Below are 16,870 nucleotides of genomic sequence, written 5' to 3' on the forward strand. Positions count from 1 at the left end.
GAAAAGCGCTGTAGACGATAAGCGAGAAAATTAACGTCACAATGGCATTGCTCACATCTACCTGTAGTGCAATCGGCCGCGAAGCGGAATCTACAGTATTTGTGTTACCACCCAGAAAAGTGCTGAGCGCGGTAAATGCAATCCAGGGGACGAGCGTAAAAAATATGCCATTAAAGGTCTGCTGGATAGTCCAGGGGACGCTGTCAAACTTCTGTTTAAGCAAGAGGTTACTCCATTTTTTTCATACACTATTATAACATTACACTCCCCTTTCTGTCTGTAGTGGAGCCCCTATTACGACAGCAAGGATATGGTATACTAAGTGCACCATCGTTTTCACATATAGCACGTCATATATAGTTAGGAAGGATACCTGGTTGGCAGGGACAATAGAAACTCATCCAGAAGAAAATTCAAACTGGCGCAGGCACAAAAATGCTTGTCCATTTTATCGGGAGCGTTGGTTCCCATGTAACGATGTAGCTGGCGAACCAATGTATCAGGTGTTTTGTCTTAAAGGCACCCCTCCTGAAACAACCGAGGAACAAGAAAAATGTTTCCGTAGCAAGTCGTGTTGCTGGCGACAGGCCAGACACAAAAAACAGGCTCAGCAGGAAGCAGCCAAAGAACCAGTTACTGCGGCTCGGGCAGCCTCACACTAGTACACAACCTACACATGTCGGATCGCCGATAAACTATCCACGATCAATGCCCACCTACAAGCATGTGTTTATCCCGGCCTGAGAATAGAGATTTAGCCAACAACCAAACAACTCAACTTCATCCTCATAACATAGCAGATTCAGGCGTTTGTTGTGTCCATTTTACCCACGCCTCTGGAGTAGTCATCATAGGACTGCGCAGTTCCTTATGAGTTCGCGCCTCATAAGGAACTGCGCAGTCCTATCTGGCGTACAAAAACAAGTATGAGAATGTTTTCATAAGGCTCTGTAATATATGGTCCAAAAACACAAAAGCGGAGAGAGCCGATCATCATGTCAATCGGCCTCTCCGCTCAATCAGCGAGAAGATTTAGCGCTCGCTGGAGTTATAGACATAGTCCTGCAAGGTATCGTTATACTCAAACAGCTCTTCTGATTTGAAGAAGCGTGGTACTTCAACCAGAGCAGTCTCCAGGGAGTCTGAGCAGTGAATCAGGTTGGCCTGAACGCTCATTGCGAACTCACCACGAATGGTGCCTGGAGTAGCCTCACGGGAGTTAGTCACACCGGCCAACAAACGAACAGCGTCCACACACTTGTAGCCCTCAACGCAGATGGCAACCACTGGTGTGCGCTGCATAAAGGATTTCACCTCAGGGAAGAATGGGCGTCCCACCAGGTGGCTGTAATGCTCGTCCAGCAGTTCACTGGACAGGCTCATCAGCTTCAAACCAACAAGTTTGAGGCCTTTGCGCTCAAGGCGAGAAATAATTTCACCGACGAGGTCTCTCTGTACTGCATCGGGTTTAAGCAAAATTAACGTACGTTCCATAACGCTACAAAAACTCCTTGTATATATTAATAACTGGCAACCAATTGGATGAGTTGCCGACAGGCTTTTTTCATCTCTACACGAACACGTCCAAGATTTCCCTCACCCTGGGTTGTCACAATGAGGATCAGATCACCTGCTTCTTCCATTTGGATTGTACCAGTTTTTGTCTCGACAATCACGTGCTTTGCCTCACTATTATGTACCTGGGTAGTTAAATCGCCAATGGAGCCAAAGGCGGCGGCGGCCATTGCACCAATAACTTCCTCGTCCTCACTATGTAGTATACCAGAGACAATCAGGCCATCTTTCCCCACAAGAATCGCATCATGTACCTCTTCGAGGTCTGTTAAACGTTGCAGAATGGTTTCCACTCAATGACTCCTTCTCTCAATGAGCGATGTGTCTATCACATCACCGCTATTAGCCCTTTGCCTTCTTAGCCATGGTCAACGCTTTATTATAGGCTTCCATCGCCTGTAAGTACTCTCCCTGGCGCATATAGGCATCCCCAAGGACGCGGTAACCAGCCGAGTAATTGGGAGCTAGCTTCAACAGAGCACGGACATTACTTACGACCTCACCGAGCAATTCGGGAGCGTTTCTAATAATAACTCGATACTCTTGCATGGCGTTATCAAAATCACCAATGAGTTGCGCCTGATAACCTCTAATCAAACGCTCACGCTGGCTCAAATTATTACCACTATCAGTCTGGCGCTGGGCAACTCTTTCGCCCGCGCGATTGCGATTGATAGCACCAGAAGACCCGGACTCGCGGACTCCTGCCGTACGTTGATGCATTGGCTGCAAACGTACCGCCGGTCGCTTCATTGTAGTCTCTAGTTCGCTATCAAGCAAGGGGTTGATGCGTGCAACAGGAGCTTGCATAGGCTCGATAGATACCCTATTCGATGCCTGGAAGCTCGGCTCAGCCTGCAACTGAGGGGTTACAGGTGGTTTTTCTGTCTCCCTGTTTTTGACAGGAGTTTGCGCCACCGACTGCATCGCAGCTACTTCATTCGACGGTTTTTCAGCCTCTGGCATCTCCGAGGTCGGGGAGGCCGGAATTGCAGGAACAGTATTCAAGGCAGCTAGCCACGATGGTTCAGCAACTGGCTCCTGGTTTGAGTTCGCTTCAGATATTGACGTTGGCACGTCCTCAGCTACTGGATGCGTTGGCACCGAGTTCAGAGCGGCAAGCCACGATGGCTCAACGCTCGGTTCACTGGTAACCATAGCTTCTGTCGCAGATGTAGATGCTTCCTCAGCCACCTGCTGTGCTGGTACTGGATTCAGAGCTGCTAACCATGATGGCTCAACCCCAGACTGCTGATTGTGTGTCGACTCATTTGCTGAAGCAGAATAGGCATTCGTTTTTGGATCGCTTGAGTTCACTGGCTGCGGAAAGAAATTTCCTAACTCGGCCAGGGCAGAAGACAGCGAAGGTCCTGAATCAGCATCTGGCTGAACCTCATGCTCAGGCTCAGTTTCAGCTACAGATTGTTGTTCCTGCGCTTGCGCGATACTGGCAAGAGAATTGGGTTCCAGGGGCGCAAAACCACGTGAAAGCAATTTCTTTTCCAAATCCTCTAACGTGGTTAATACGTTTTGCTCTACTTTATCTTGCTGATTGTCAGACTGAGATCCAGCACCTGCTGGCGCTGATGCGCTCTGTACAGGCTCAATGCCAGCCTGGCTATTACCAGCAAGTTGCGCCAACCAATTATAATCGACAGCCTGAGATTGCAATTGCTGATTCAATTTTGCCCATGGATCTTCGGGGGCTGATGAAACATCGGCTGGCGTTCCTTCATTCAATTGTGGCTGCGCTGAAATCTCCGGCTCCTGAGCTACTTCAGGCTGTTGCGCAGATGGCGCTGCAAGCGAAGCCGCCCAGTCATCATACCCTTGATTTGAAGATGCTGGAGAACTACTCTGACTTAGTTGCTGCATCCAGGAAGGTTGTTCTGGCGCTTTAGCATTCTGCTGCCCCTGAGAAGACGAAGACCAGTAATCTTGAGCCTCTGCTGGCTGTTGAGATGCTTCAGGCCACAACGGGCTGGCATCCTGCTGCGGTTGTGCATAGGTAGCTTGCCAGGCCAACCAGGGATCATTCTCCTGCGAACCCTGTGGTTCTTCAGCCGACTGGTTAGTGGTTGGATCCACGGACGCTTGTGCTGACGGCTGCCAATCCTCCAGTTGACCTTGCGAGGAGGTATTCGTTGGCATTACCTCAGATGGAATCTGTTCCCAGGATGGATTGCTCGCCTTTTTCTGTTGAGGGGCAGGCTCAAGCAACCAGGAAGGATCATGAAAAGCCTGAGCTTTCGGCGCTTCAGGAGTTGCCACTGGCTGCTCCCAGGATGGATTACTCCCAGTTCTCGGCTGCTCAGCTGGTTGCTCCCAGGCAGGACTACTATTAGTTTTCGATCGCTCTGGTGTTATCTGTGGCTGCTCCAGAACAGGAGCTAAGGGCTCCGGATTAGATACAGATTGTTCCCTGGCTGTATCACTTGCCTTTTGTTCAGCAGGCTGCTCGGACTCATCGGTAAGCTTAAAGAATTCGCCAGTTCCATCCAATGAGGTCGCACCCAGTGATTTCAACCAGTCAGGACCAAAAAAGGACTCTTCATCCGAGTCTTCATCCCCATCCGATTGCATCATGCGCGCCCAATCTGGCATAGATTCTGACTCAGCAACAGGCTGTGCTGGTACTGGCTTCTCAGGCTCTGGAACAGCTGGTTGGGAAGTCGAACTTTTAACGCTGGACTGCTGCACTGGTGGTCGGGCTGGAACTTGCGTGTCTGGCTGCTGAGCCGGAGACTGAGGCACTGGTTTAATAACGAATGGATCAGCTTTTGGAGCTGACTGTTCAACCAGAGGCTGATCTTGTAAGGCTTGCTTTTCATTATTTGTTAGTTGATTCAGCCAGGCAGGTACAGCGTTGTTATTCTTCGTTTCTTCCGGAATAGCAAAAGACCAGGATTGTTCATCAGGCTGTTCAGATGAGTCATTCGAAGAAAGGCCAGCGTCTGAAACACTTTGTAACGAACTCTCAGGTGACTGAGATAATGGAGAAAAACTATCAGCCCCAAGCCAGGGGGTGGCATTTGCATCTGCAAAACCTGGATTGGATGCCTGGCGTACCACGTCAGGACTGATACTATTCAAAGCATTCTGAAGAAGTTGCCACGGCTCCGCCTGCTCAGATCCATCAGATGAAGTCTGAGTTGACTCAGTCGGGGGATTGCCTATTCCACTCCAGGATTCATTTCCCCAGGTCGAGGATTGAGATGGCGTATCTGCCTTTAACGCTGGCTCGCTCGAACGAGATTTGAGTAACGTCTCATCGTTATTCCAGCTGGCGTTACTGCCCCATGACGACAATGCATCAGCAGAAATAGGTGAGCCTGCAGCATTTAACTGATTAAATGCTGAAGCACTTTGAGCTGATGCCGTTTTTGTAGCCTGCTCGGCTGTTCCTAGTGTAGCAGGAGATTTTCTTAGCAGCTTCAGAAAAGGATCATTGGGGTGTCGGTTCAAATGATCCGCAAATAGATCATGACCCAGTACCAGATCAGGGTCCAGCGCCTCAACCTGTTTAATTAACTCTTTGGAACGTAACATATCCTGCGGCGCAGTAACAAAAGCCAGAATAAGCAATGCTTTTAAACATCCAGGCACATCCTGTAAAATCTGTTCTGCTAACTGAGCTGCGCGATCATATAATCCCTGTCTCCAGTAGACCTCAAGCAAGCCAGTACGAGCATCCAGGCGATCAGGGGTAATTGCAAGCACAGTTTCCCATTCCTGCGCGGCCTGAGTCAACAAATCGCCACGCATATAGAGGCGGGCCAGTCCAGCACGCGAAAACATAAAGCCTGGCTGACCCACCTTCTCGCTCAATTGATTAAAGGCCTGACGAATCTGGCCATTCCCACGACTCAGCTCATATGCCTGCTGATAACAATCTAATGCTGTATCATAATCAGACATACGCTCGCTAACAAGCGCACGGCTACAATAGGCAATGACATTTTCAGGGTCATTCGTCAGTATCCAATCAAAGGATTGCTGGGCATCTTCCAATTTCTCTTGAGCCAAATATACTTCACCTAGAAGACGTTGCGCCTCAAGTGATTCCGGAAAAAAGGCCAGGACATACTGACAGCTGGCAAGAGCCTCATCGACGCGCTTGGAACTAATAGCGTCTTCCGTCTCTTGCAAATAATTCCGAAGCGTTATTTGTGCCATAAAACTTGGTCTCCTCTTCCCGCCTATGCACCTGTAAGCAACTGTTTAAATTGAGTTGCCCGATTGGGTGAATCCGGACCAATAATAGCCAGACGACGCCATTCAGGAGCAAAGCAGTTCCGCGCTACACGCTGTATATCCTCTACCGTGACAGCATCCACCTTTGCAATGACCTCGTCCACGTCCCACACGCGGTTATAGAGGCATTCCTGACTTCCTAACCAGGAAGCCATTTGCTGCGTCCCTTCCAAACCAAGGAGGATTCCACCCCGAACATACGCTTTAATCCGCTCTAATTCATCAGCCGGAACAGGCTCCTCGCATAATCGAGTAAGTTCTGCAATGATAGCACGAATAGCATCTGGTGCTCGGGAAGGATCAACACCTGCACTCACCACCAGGCTACCAGTTTCATAATAACTATTGACATAACTTCCAATATCATATGCCAGGCTTTGTTCTTCTCGAATAGATTGAAACAGGCGTGAGCTCATTCCATCACCGAGAATGCCATTAATGAGAAGCAGTGGATAATAATCCTGAGATGCATATGCGGTCCCGAGCGTCGCCAGACAAATATTGGTCTGTTCTGTATCCTTTTGAATCATACGTACGGGAGACGCATCGCGAGGCGGTAAACATTCATTCCAATGAGGATGATCTGCGGGTTCCCAGTCACCAAATAACTGCTTTACCTGCTCAATAACCTGCTCATGATCAATATTTCCGGCAACACTGAGTACCAGAGAATTAGGTCGATAATACGTCGTCATATAATCCAACATTTGCTGATGTTGTAGACGCGAAACTATTTCGACCGATCCGGCGTCATCTCGACCTAGTGGCAACTCAGGCCACATTGCTTCATCAATTAAAAGATTCACCCACTCCTGTGGATCATCCTGGGTGGAATTCAATTCCTCAATAATCACGTTCCGCTCTTTTTCCACCTCAGCTGGATCAAAAAGCGGGTTTCGGATCATATCTGCCATTGTCCGTAAGACTACTGGTAAGTATTCACCAGGGACACGAGCAGTATAGCTCGTCAACTCTTTTCCCGTACTGCCATTAAAGTTTCCACCCACCCCTTCGATCGCTTCAGAAATTGCTTTCGCGCTCGGAAATTGCTGCGAGCCTTTAAAAAGCATATGCTCAATAAAATGGGAGACACCTGAAACAGCATCTGGCTCATAACGCGAGCCTACATTAAAAAAGAAAGCTATACTTGCAGAACGCATACCAGGCATGTGAGTAGTCAGTAGGCGTAGTCCGTTATGTAATGTTGTTCGCACGTAATTCATTCGATAATTGGGCACAGAGCCTCATCCATACGTCGAACGAGCGCCCCGATCTCCTTATAGTACCTGATCAAAAAATACTGTTACAAATTTCAACAGTGTAGCTGTCAATAGATTTCCTACATACAAAAATGAGATTACTCGCCGTATTATAGACCGTTTGGCAGACTGCCGCAACAGAAAACAGGCGGAATAGGAAGAAAAGCCGGAAGTTCCAACCTGGAATCACGTTGAGTAAATGAGCACAAAGATCAGAGCAGAAAGGTACAGATGGAGTTTTTTTTCACCTGCCCCATCTGTAAGAAATGCCATTAAATCAAGCCTATATCGTCGGCAAGCCTGCCCAGGCCTCCTAACAATCCATCATCCTGATCGCGGCGATGATGATGGCGCTGCCCACCAAATCCCAGATTATCTTCAACACGATTCTCAATCTGATTTTCGACACCATGCATGAGCATTTCACCACCCAGAATAGCGGCCGCACCTCCAAGGGCACCCATCGCATATTTGCCACCATTTCCTTGCAAGAAGCCTCCCATTCCCCCTTGTTGCCCCTGTTGCATAGAGATATTTGCAGGCATTGGTACAACCCCTGCCAGATTGGTACGACAGCTCACACACTGAGCTGAGCCAACAGGAGCCAACGCCATACAGGTTGGACAACGCAACACCATTGGTTGCTGTCCCAGCATCGGTTGCGAATAACCAGGCTGGCTATACTGCGGCTGAACATATGGGGATGGCGGTTGTTGATAAGCGGGCGAGGATACTGGTGAGCCCATCTGGTTGCCAAGTTGAGAGCCACAACCACCACAGAAGCGCATATTCGCAGCATTATGGCGACCACATTGCGGACACTGAATTTCACTGGTCTGAAGAGTTGCTACACGCATATCGTGTCCACACTGTGTACAAAACGCGCTTGTTCCATCCATCTGTGCGTGACAGGCTGCGCACACTCTTGGCGCGGCAACTGGCACTGCAGGCGCTTTTAATGAGGTACCACAATGCATACAAAACGCAGCATCGGACCTTACTTCGCCCTGACACTGCGGACAAAACCGTGTGTCTGGTGTTCCCTGGACAGGGGTGCCGCAATCAGGACAAAATTTTTTACCAGTAACATTATTTCCGCAAGTTGTACAGGTCGCCATTATGCGCCCTCCTCAAACATAGAATGTTATATTTGCCGTATATATATACAAACGCAGTGTAGCATAGTTTATTCAATTCGTCGAGATAAACACGTCAGATTATCTGGCCTCATCTCCATACCAGAACATTCCATATTGTCTCATCACTTCTTTCCTTGTTCTATATCCAATCGCACGTCCTGGCAGACTGGTTAGCCAACACACAGACATACATAAACAAAGACCGTCCATCACTGTAATGATGAACGGTCTTGTTGCTCTACCTATCTGACTACGATCTGATCCGCTTTATTCAGCCAAAATTTCTTCAATTTTAGCCTCGATCGTGGCAGCGGAAGGATAGAAATGCTCTTCCTCACTTGCACTATACGGTGCGGGAGGAGCGGCTACAGCAGAAAGGAACGCTGGCGTCCCGTCCAGATCATAGAAACAGTTCTGTACAATCCATGAGTGCAGGTGACGTCCAAAACTGGTTAGATCAATCTCTTCGGTCACGACAATCACACGGTTGGCCTCTTTAACGGCAGCCGCCACGGCTTCTTCGTCAAAAGGTGCCAGGGTACGTAAATCCACAACCTCAATTGCACCACCAATGCGATTGATGGCATTAACGGCGGCAGAACAGGATTCCAGGACCATCGTCCCCCAGGCAATGATTGCCAGTTTGACTGGTCCACTACCGAAGCGTAAACGCCGAGCTTTACCAATAGGCAGTGTGTAGTATCCTTCTGGCACATTCCAATATTCAGCCATTTCAGGAATAATTTTACCCTGGGCATCTTTGGGCGGCTCGGAACGATAGAGACGACCTCGCTCCAGGAAGGTTACCGGCGACTGAGCGCGGGCAGATTCCAATAGTAGGCCCTTTGCATCAAATGGTGAAGCCGGACAAATGGTGATCATGCCCGGGATGCTTGTAAACCACTGGTCACCTGTATTTGAGTGCCCATAAGCACCACCACCAACCGTACTACTTGAGATAGGACCACCACCACCGCTACCGGATTTTGTGCGAATCAGGAGCGGAGCATTCCATTTGCCGTTGGTCTGATAAAGAAAACGCGCAGCCAGGCGGATGCTCTGGGTTGCAGATTGATGATAATCCACAAATTGGATTTCAGCACAACGTGCTTTACCGTCGTGTAAACCTGCCCCTGAGACAATGCCAATAATCATTTGCTCGTTGAGTGGACTACTGATAGCTCGCCCTGGCAGTTGTAAAACCAGGGAAGCTGTAGCGCCAAAGACGCCGCCTTTAGGGCTCCCAACATCCTGTCCATAGACGAAGAAACCAGGATCCCGCTGCGCCAATTCCAGCAGGGCCTCGTTGATCGCCCCCAACATTGTCAGCGTACGCCGTGTCCCACGTGGAACATTCTCACGCCACTCTGGAACGCTCAGCACATGATCCAACACACGATCCGAGGTTGGCTCAGGCTCTTTGAGGATCTGTTGCTCGGCCTTTTCCAACTGAGCACGAATCTCTTTACGGATACGTTCTATATCTGCTTCTTGCAGTTGGCCTTGTTCCACCAGAAAACGACCAAAATTCTTGACAGGATCTTTCGTCGTTGTAGTCTGCGTGATCTCTTCTTTTGAGCGATAAGATCGAATATCAGTACTACTTGAGTGCGCATCTAAAAGACCAAGCCGTAAATGTAACAGGGCAGGACCCTGACCCGAACGAATATGCTGTACCAGACGGCAAGTGGTCTCATACGTTGCCATCACATCGGAACCGTCTACTTCTTCAGCATAGACATTCCCGGCATTGGCCCAATCCACCATTGAACCAGACCATTGATTACCACCAGGCTGCGTGATAGCCCAGCCGTTATCTTCTACAACAATTAAAATAGGAAGCCGATGAATGCCTGCCTGCCGAAACAACACATTAAAATCATTTGTAGCAGCCCCACCATCTCCAGTGGAGCATAAAATTAATTCAGTGCTTTTTTCTTGCTTAAGAGAAAAACCAACGCCGCCCGCAAATGGGGCCAGCCCGGAAACTTCACTTACAGTCGGAAGAATACGGTGCTCTTTACTGGCGTAATGCGATGGCATATTACGACCAGCATTCATTGGTCCGGTTATACGTGAATAAGCCTCCTGCAGAGGTCCATACATATCACCAGTCCGCTGTAACCAGGCAGCTAAATCACGATAATATAGTGCGAGCCAATCATTTTCATTCAGAGCTGCAACTACTGCGGCCATCACCTCGTGTCCAGCACAACCGATATAGAAAGGAAATCGGCCTTGCGTCTTGCGCGTTTTTAGCAAGTCGTTTGTGACTCTGGCTGTAACCATAGTGCGGTAGAGAGCAACAACATCCAGCGACCCTGCTGGCGTCTCTGTTTGCGTAGCTCGAAGTTTCATTGTCATTTTGTACTAATGCCTCCACATAGTTGTCTGCGTTGACGCTGTAGGCTTCATCGATGCTCCAGTATAATATTAATCACAACACCATTATAATGGTTGATGCCTTTGAAAAGCAATAACTAGTTACAGACTCACCTTTCTGGATATTTATAACACCCTGTAATTATGAGGGTAGACATTGTCAGCGGTTGGGATCTATAATGTGTCTAACTATTTTTTCATCGGAACATGTCTCACCAGCGAAATACTGGTTGATGGCAGAGAAGGCCATGGGTATCCAAAGAGATGTATCAGTAAATGATGAGCATAGCTCCATCTTCAACCGTTCTACGGGATCTTTACGCAAAGATGCTCTTAGCGCGTATCGTCGATGATCGTGTCTGGCGGTTATATGCACAGGGATACATCGATTTTGTTACCAGTAGCCATGGCCACGAAGCGGCACAGGTTGGAAGCGCCATCTGCATAGAAGTTGGGCAAGATTTTACCCTCCCCTATTACCGCGATCAGGGGGTTGTTTTAACCATCGGGATGACCCCTTATGAGGTGTTTCGGACCTGTCTGCATTCACAACGCCTGCAACAAAAAGGCCAATCGGGCAGTTCAAAGACGGCTTTTCAGCATTGGGGCTATCAGAAACATAATACGATTACCAGCCCGGTCCCGGTAGCAACCCAGCTATTGCATGCTGCAGGCATTGCCTTTGCCAGTAAGTTGCGTAAGGCGGCGGTTGTGACGATCGCATATTGTGGCGATGACGCCACCAGAGAGCACGATTTTGCTGAAAGCTTGAACTTCGCGGCCAAACATGGTTTGCCTATTGTATTTATCTGTGAACAGGATTGCACTCCTTTCCTGGGCCCTGATAACTTTGCCACCTCACTTCCTCCCTCCTGCCTACCCAAAAGTGCCATACCAACTGGTCTGGCCTATCAACGTATTGATGGTACAGACGTCACCGCTGTCTATACCGCAATGCGTCAGGCAATGCTTACTGCACGTGAGGGACATGGTCCGACATTTCTAGAACTGGCGCTCGCCCGCTCGCAACCCACTGTACTCCTCCCATATAGCGGAGATCCCTCCACTATGGTACAGTACACGCCTCCCCCATCCAATGCAGGAAAGCTCTTTGATCCTCTGGTGCGATGTCAGCACAGCTTGCAAGAGCAGGGCCTCTGGGATGATGAGTGGGCAGCCCAACTTTCTACACGCATGATGACCGAAGTTGAGCGCGCACTTCAGGATGCGCTACGCGACACACTCCAGTCAAAATGAGAAAGCTGAGCAGAGGATATGACATTTTCACGCCTGGAAAGCATTGATGTGAGGCATCTCACAACAAACCAGCCCTTCAGTGCCGGAGTAATTCTGCTACTGCAAGGACAACTGGTTGTCGGCCTCGATGCAGACTATCTTCCCTCCGCAGAGGGAAACAAGACGGTTGCATACCAGATCAAGGGCGTGTGGGGGGAACAAAAGCCAGCAGAGACGATCTGGCAGTGCGCTTTCCGTGGAGCAAAAGAAAAACTTCAGATAGAACTAACCTTGTTGCCAGCGCCCGCAACGTATTTTCATGAGATTGATACTGGAGAACAGTATCCCGTCAATTGTAGTGATACCATCGCTCCTTTTTTACTCGAACGTCAGAGTAATCTTTATCCCTATACACCACTTCGTAGCGGATTACCGGCTGGTCCCTATACATATTTCAGCTTGTTTCTCGCCCAACCTGATCATCCTCTGACTTGTCCCAGTAATATGGCCGGGCTTTTATGTATCCAGCCTGAACTCTGGCCCATGTTACAACAACAACCAACGTTAGAAATACTTCTGCAACAGGGAGCAACCATCATCGAAAACACCAGACTGGTCCGCGAACGCCAGCTCTGGGTGCATCCCTGGGAATCCTTTACCCTGGCCGCAACTTTATTGCAAAGACATCCTGAGTTGTTGTAGTTATGTATGTATGTACAGGCACATTTCAGAACAGTATTCTGTACGGATATACAATCTGAAATGTGCTTTTTCATGCATTCCTCACTACGCACAAACCGGCATAGGGTAGATAGCTTTTGATATAATGAGATTCATATGCCATTGGCAATAAGAAGTAATCTACAGATCCCAATTGACATAAAGGTATCAGTCATTTTTACGAGGAAGTAGGAAGCAATGCGACATCCATTACCCGGCCACATCTTATATGGTGGTGACTATAATCCCGAACAATGGTCCGAAGACGTCTGGCTGGAAGATATGCGCTTGATGAAACTGGCCAGGGTGAATATGGTCTCAATAAATATTTTCTCCTGGACTTTACTGGAACCAAAACCAGGCCACTATCACTTTGAGCAACTCGATCGTATTATGGATCTGTTGCATGAGCATGGGATCTCTGCTGACCTTGCTACCGCAACCGCTTCTCCTCCTACTTGGATGAGTCGCCTTTATCCTTCAATGCTGCCGGTGACACGTGAAGGGGTGCGCATGTCTCATGGGTCGCGCCAGCACTATTGTCCCAATAGCCCTGATTTCCGTCGCAAGAGCGCAGAGTTGGTCCAGCGGCTGGCCGAGCGTTATGCCAGACATCCTGCCCTGAAGATGTGGCATCTCAATAATGAATATGGTTGCCATACAGGACAATGTTATTGTGACAACTGTGCCGAGGCGTTCCGAGGCTGGTTGCAGGAACGCTATAAATCACTGGAAGCGGTCAATACAAGCTGGGGTACAAATTTCTGGAGCCAACGCTACTATGAGTGGGAAGACATCCTCCCCCACGCGTCAGTCCGGCCCAGAATAATCCTGGCCAGACGCTCGATTACTGGCGATTTATGAACGACTCATTGCTCGGTTGCTATCGCATTGAAGAAGATATTCTGCGTGCGGTCACCCCTGATGTGCCACTGACAACCAACCTGATGGTAGCCTTCAAACCCGTTGATGTCTATGATTGGGCCAAACATATGGATATTGTCTCCTTCGATATGTATCCAGCCCCTGGCACCGTCCCGTCCTGGAATGCCTTGCAGCATGACCTGATGCGCTCGGCGAAAGAAGGTCTGCCACATCTGGTGATGGAACAGAGTCCCAGCCAGGTCAACTGGCAACCACAAAACCCGCACAAACGTCCAGGCCAGATGCGCCTGCACTCTCTACAGGGTGTAGCTCATGGCGCGGATGGCATCCTGTTCTTCCAATGGCGACAATCCAGGGCAGGCGCTGAAATGTTCCATAGTGCCGTGGTCACCCACGAAGGTGATGAACATAATCGTATCTTCAAGCAGGCCGCTCAAGTTGGTGCTGACCTGGCCCGTCTGGCACCAGTGGTTGCAGGAGCCAGAACACAATCCGATGTGGCCATATTGTTGGATTGGGAAAACTGGTGGGCGGTAGAATATCTTCCAGGCCCAAGCGATCGGCTCCAATATATGGAGATGATTGGTCGCTATTATCATGCCTTCCATCAGCAAAATGTCAGTATTGATATTGTCAAACCAGACAGCGATTTGAGCAAGTATCGCCTGGTTGTGGCTCCACTACTGCATATGCTTCGTCCAGGGGTAGCACACAATCTAGAAAGTTTTGTCGAGCAAGGGGGAACGTTGCTGACAACCTTCTTCAGTGGTATCGTTGACGAAAACGATCATGTTGGCATGAGTGGCTATCCTGCCGAGCTACGCAAACTATTGGGCATTCATGTTGAAGAATTTGATCCCTTGACGCCAACCATGACCAACACACTGGAGATTAAAGAGGGTGCGCTAGCCGGTAGTTATCCCAGTGAACTCTGGGGGGAACTGATCCATACGGAGGGCGCTCATACGCTTGGCGTGTTTGGTTCAGACTATTATGCGCAACAACCAGCGCTAACGGTCAACCATTTTGGCTCAGGCCATGCCTATTATCTGGCTACCCAGAGCACACCAGAATTCCTGGACAAACTGGCTCGGGAATTATGCCAGCAGGCAAACATTGCAGCGCTGCTACCTGTCGGCAAGAATATAGAGGTGGCGCGGCGTATTACCAGCACTGGCGAGAGCGTCTACTTCTTGCTAAACCATACCCGGCAAGCACAAACGGTGACGTTACCGGATGGCAACTTTACCTCAGTGTTAGATGAAAAAGCTATCGCAGGTCAGATCACCATTCCAGCGATGGATGTCATTGTTTTGAAAAAACACTAGTTGCTTGATTCATAAAGGACGCAGCGGGAACAATAGAAAATGTTCCCGCTGCGTCCTTTATGAAGAAATTTACGTAAAGGCGCTTTTTCAGGATTCGAAAGAGCCAAAGAGATTGTTCAAGGATTCAGCCAGAGTCGGATGTGCGAAAACGCCATCACGCAAAACAGTGTAGGGTAGCTTGCCAAGCATGGCGATCTCAAGCATAGACATGATCTCGCCACCTTCTAATCCCAGAATGCAGGCGCCTAAAATCTGGTCGGTATCTGCATCCACGATGGCCTTCATCATGCCACGGAACTCATCTACTTCCAGGGCGCGAGCCACATAGCTCATCGGCATTCTGGCGATCTTAATGTTTCGTCCTTGCTGACGAGCCTCGGTTTCTGTCATACCTACGCGACCAAGCTGAGGATCAATAAAAACAGTATAGACAAGCATACGATGGGCAATGCTGGCATTTCCATGCTCGATCAAGTTGGTGCGCAGAATCCGGAAATCATCATAGGAGATGTGGGTAAAGGCCGGACCACCTTTGACATCACCAAGCGCATAAATTCCTGGCACATTTGTCTCCATCCGGTCATTGACCTGAATATAGCCCTTCTTGTCCGTGGTTATGCCAGCCACACCCAGGTTGAGCGTGTCCGAGTTGGGTGTACGACCGGCGGCCGCAAGGAGATGTGAGCCTGTAATGGTACGCTCACCTTCAGCACTCTGAACTGTCAGTTGAATCTGGCCATCGGCAGTCTTTGCTACTTTGTTTGCAGAGGTTTCGAGCAGAACTTCAACGCCATCTTCGCGCAGAATTTTGGTAACTTCTTCCGCGATATCTGAATCTTCCCGCGCTAGTAACTGTTTGCCACGCTGAATGATTGTGACCTGACTGCCAAAACGGCGGAACATCTGACCAAACTCCAGGCCAACATAACCACCACCAAGTACCAGCAAATGTTCAGGTACCCGATCTAATTCCATTATGGTCGTCGAATTAAGAAATGGTATCTGCTCAACCCCTTCTATACGAGGGGGCGTCGGACGCTCTCCGACATTCAGACAGATCTTCTCAGCACGTAACTGGCGCACTTCACCATTCTGTAAACGCACCTCAACTACTTTGGGTTCGATAAAATATGCTTCGCCCATAAGCAGATCAACGTTTTCGGACTTCTCCAGGCGGCTTTGACTCCCACCTCGAAAGCTTTCTACGATATCACGCTTACGCTTACGGACCACCGTCATATCTACGCTCACAGGTCCAGTAGTTTGTACTCCATAATCGGCAGCACGTCTGGTCAGGTAGGCTACCCGTGCGCTGGCTACCATAGTCTTGGTCGGCGTACATCCTTCATTAATGCAGGTTCCGCCTATATGTTCCCGTTCAATAATCGCGGCCTTCTTCCCAGCCTGACCAAAAGCTGTTGCCAGTGGTCCACCAGCCTGGCCTGATCCAATAATAATCACATCATATTTTGCTATGCCTGGCATAACATTTTTACCCTTCTTCTTTTCTGCTTAACAATCTTCAAAGATGGGTCTTGATCAATACACCATCAACACGCCTCATTATCATAAAAAAGAGACAGACGAGCGAGCCTATTTCAGTGGCTGGCGCTGGTCTTCTTCAGAAGAAGTTAATTGATTACGCAACACAGCTCGCTCTTGTTTGAGTAATGCATCCTCTACCCGTTGCCGATGTTTGGGCAAAAGCTTGTCTGGCAAAGCAGTTGTGGCAAAATAACGGCACTCACTGGATTCATCAGTTTCAATCAATGTTCCACCAACCACTCGACAACGAAAGGTCAGGACGATCTCTTGCTTCTGTGGTTTTGAATAGATGCCCACCAACTGCTCGACCTCAATCTTCAGGCCAGTCTCCTCCTCTACCTCACGATATACCGCCTCCTCCACCGTCTCTCCGATCTCCATGCCACCCCCTGGTAGATTCCACCAGTCAATATCACGGCGCAACGCTAACAAAATTTTTTCCTCCTTGAAAATAAGCGCTGAGACAGCTATCCGGAAATTTCTTGTTGAGGATTCGGTCATCATACAAATTCTCCCCACTAGCATTAGCATATATAAGCTTCGTGAT

At 49.0% G+C, this 16,870-nt stretch carries 12 protein-coding genes and 1 pseudogene; 5 read left to right on the forward strand and 8 right to left on the reverse strand.

Going from position 1 to position 16,870, the window contains the following annotated elements; all coding sequences use genetic code 11:
• Window positions 1-377: 377 nt before the first annotated feature.
• Window positions 378-662: a hypothetical protein gene (locus tag KDW_RS01015; protein ID WP_151754245.1), complete on the forward strand. Its 285-nt coding sequence runs from the start codon at window positions 378-380 to the stop codon at window positions 660-662.
• A 370-nt stretch (window positions 663-1,032) separates the two neighbouring features.
• Here KDW_RS01015 and ndk read toward each other — a convergent pair whose 3' ends face one another.
• The 6 genes from ndk to KDW_RS01045 all read right to left on the reverse strand — a co-directional run bounded on the left by ndk (window position 1,033) and on the right by KDW_RS01045 (window position 10,591).
• Window positions 1,033-1,494 (reverse strand): nucleoside-diphosphate kinase, encoded by a 462-nt coding sequence (ndk, locus tag KDW_RS01020; RefSeq protein WP_151754246.1) that lies wholly within the window; start codon window positions 1,492-1,494, stop codon window positions 1,033-1,035.
• A gap of 26 nt (window positions 1,495-1,520) precedes the next feature.
• Window positions 1,521-1,868: a roadblock/LC7 domain-containing protein gene (locus KDW_RS01025; RefSeq protein ID WP_151754247.1), complete on the reverse strand. Its 348-nt coding sequence runs from the start codon at window positions 1,866-1,868 to the stop codon at window positions 1,521-1,523.
• Window positions 1,869-1,917: 49 nt separating this feature from the next.
• Entirely contained in the window at window positions 1,918-5,751 is a 3,834-nt protein-coding gene (locus KDW_RS01030) for a tetratricopeptide repeat protein (RefSeq protein ID WP_151754248.1), read from the reverse strand.
• A gap of 23 nt (window positions 5,752-5,774) precedes the next feature.
• Window positions 5,775-7,043 (reverse strand): M16 family metallopeptidase, encoded by a 1,269-nt coding sequence (locus tag KDW_RS01035; protein ID WP_162004850.1) that lies wholly within the window; start codon window positions 7,041-7,043, stop codon window positions 5,775-5,777.
• Between the two features lie 317 nt (window positions 7,044-7,360).
• Window positions 7,361-8,206, reverse strand: coding sequence for a double zinc ribbon domain-containing protein (locus KDW_RS01040; protein ID WP_151754250.1), 846 nt, complete (start codon window positions 8,204-8,206; stop codon window positions 7,361-7,363).
• Window positions 8,207-8,494: 288 nt separating this feature from the next.
• Window positions 8,495-10,591 (reverse strand): alpha-ketoacid dehydrogenase subunit alpha/beta, encoded by a 2,097-nt coding sequence (locus tag KDW_RS01045; RefSeq protein WP_151754251.1) that lies wholly within the window; start codon window positions 10,589-10,591, stop codon window positions 8,495-8,497.
• A 294-nt stretch (window positions 10,592-10,885) separates the two neighbouring features.
• Here KDW_RS01045 and KDW_RS01050 point away from each other — a divergent pair, with 294 nt between their 5' ends.
• The 4 genes and pseudogenes from KDW_RS01050 to KDW_RS35675 all read left to right on the forward strand — a co-directional run bounded on the left by KDW_RS01050 (window position 10,886) and on the right by KDW_RS35675 (window position 14,778).
• Entirely contained in the window at window positions 10,886-11,866 is a 981-nt protein-coding gene (locus KDW_RS01050) for a thiamine pyrophosphate-dependent dehydrogenase E1 component subunit alpha (protein WP_151754252.1), read from the forward strand.
• A gap of 18 nt (window positions 11,867-11,884) precedes the next feature.
• Window positions 11,885-12,547 carry a hypothetical protein gene (locus tag KDW_RS01055; protein WP_151754253.1) on the forward strand — a complete coding sequence of 221 codons (663 nt, stop codon included), beginning with the start codon at window positions 11,885-11,887 and terminating at the stop codon, window positions 12,545-12,547.
• Window positions 12,548-12,856: 309 nt separating this feature from the next.
• Window positions 12,857-14,508: pseudogene (locus KDW_RS01060) on the forward strand (beta-galactosidase); the annotation flags it as partial.
• Between the two features lie 93 nt (window positions 14,509-14,601).
• Window positions 14,602-14,778 carry a Beta-galactosidase C-terminal domain gene (locus KDW_RS35675; RefSeq protein WP_371876240.1) on the forward strand — a complete coding sequence of 59 codons (177 nt, stop codon included), beginning with the start codon at window positions 14,602-14,604 and terminating at the stop codon, window positions 14,776-14,778.
• An 87-nt stretch (window positions 14,779-14,865) separates the two neighbouring features.
• Here KDW_RS35675 and KDW_RS01065 read toward each other — a convergent pair whose 3' ends face one another.
• Together KDW_RS01065 and KDW_RS01070 are read right to left on the reverse strand one after the other, a co-directional pair.
• Window positions 14,866-16,263, reverse strand: a complete 1,398-nt coding sequence (locus KDW_RS01065; RefSeq protein ID WP_151754254.1) for a mercuric reductase — start codon at window positions 16,261-16,263, stop codon at window positions 14,866-14,868.
• 108 nt (window positions 16,264-16,371) lie between these two features.
• Complete coding sequence (locus KDW_RS01070) at window positions 16,372-16,827, reverse strand: NUDIX hydrolase (RefSeq protein WP_198925149.1); 456 nt, start codon at window positions 16,825-16,827, stop codon at window positions 16,372-16,374.
• Window positions 16,828-16,870 lie beyond the last annotated feature (43 nt).

It is taken from the genome of Dictyobacter vulcani (assembly GCF_008974265.1).
GTDB classification, from domain to species: domain Bacteria; phylum Chloroflexota; class Ktedonobacteria; order Ktedonobacterales; family Ktedonobacteraceae; genus Dictyobacter; species Dictyobacter vulcani.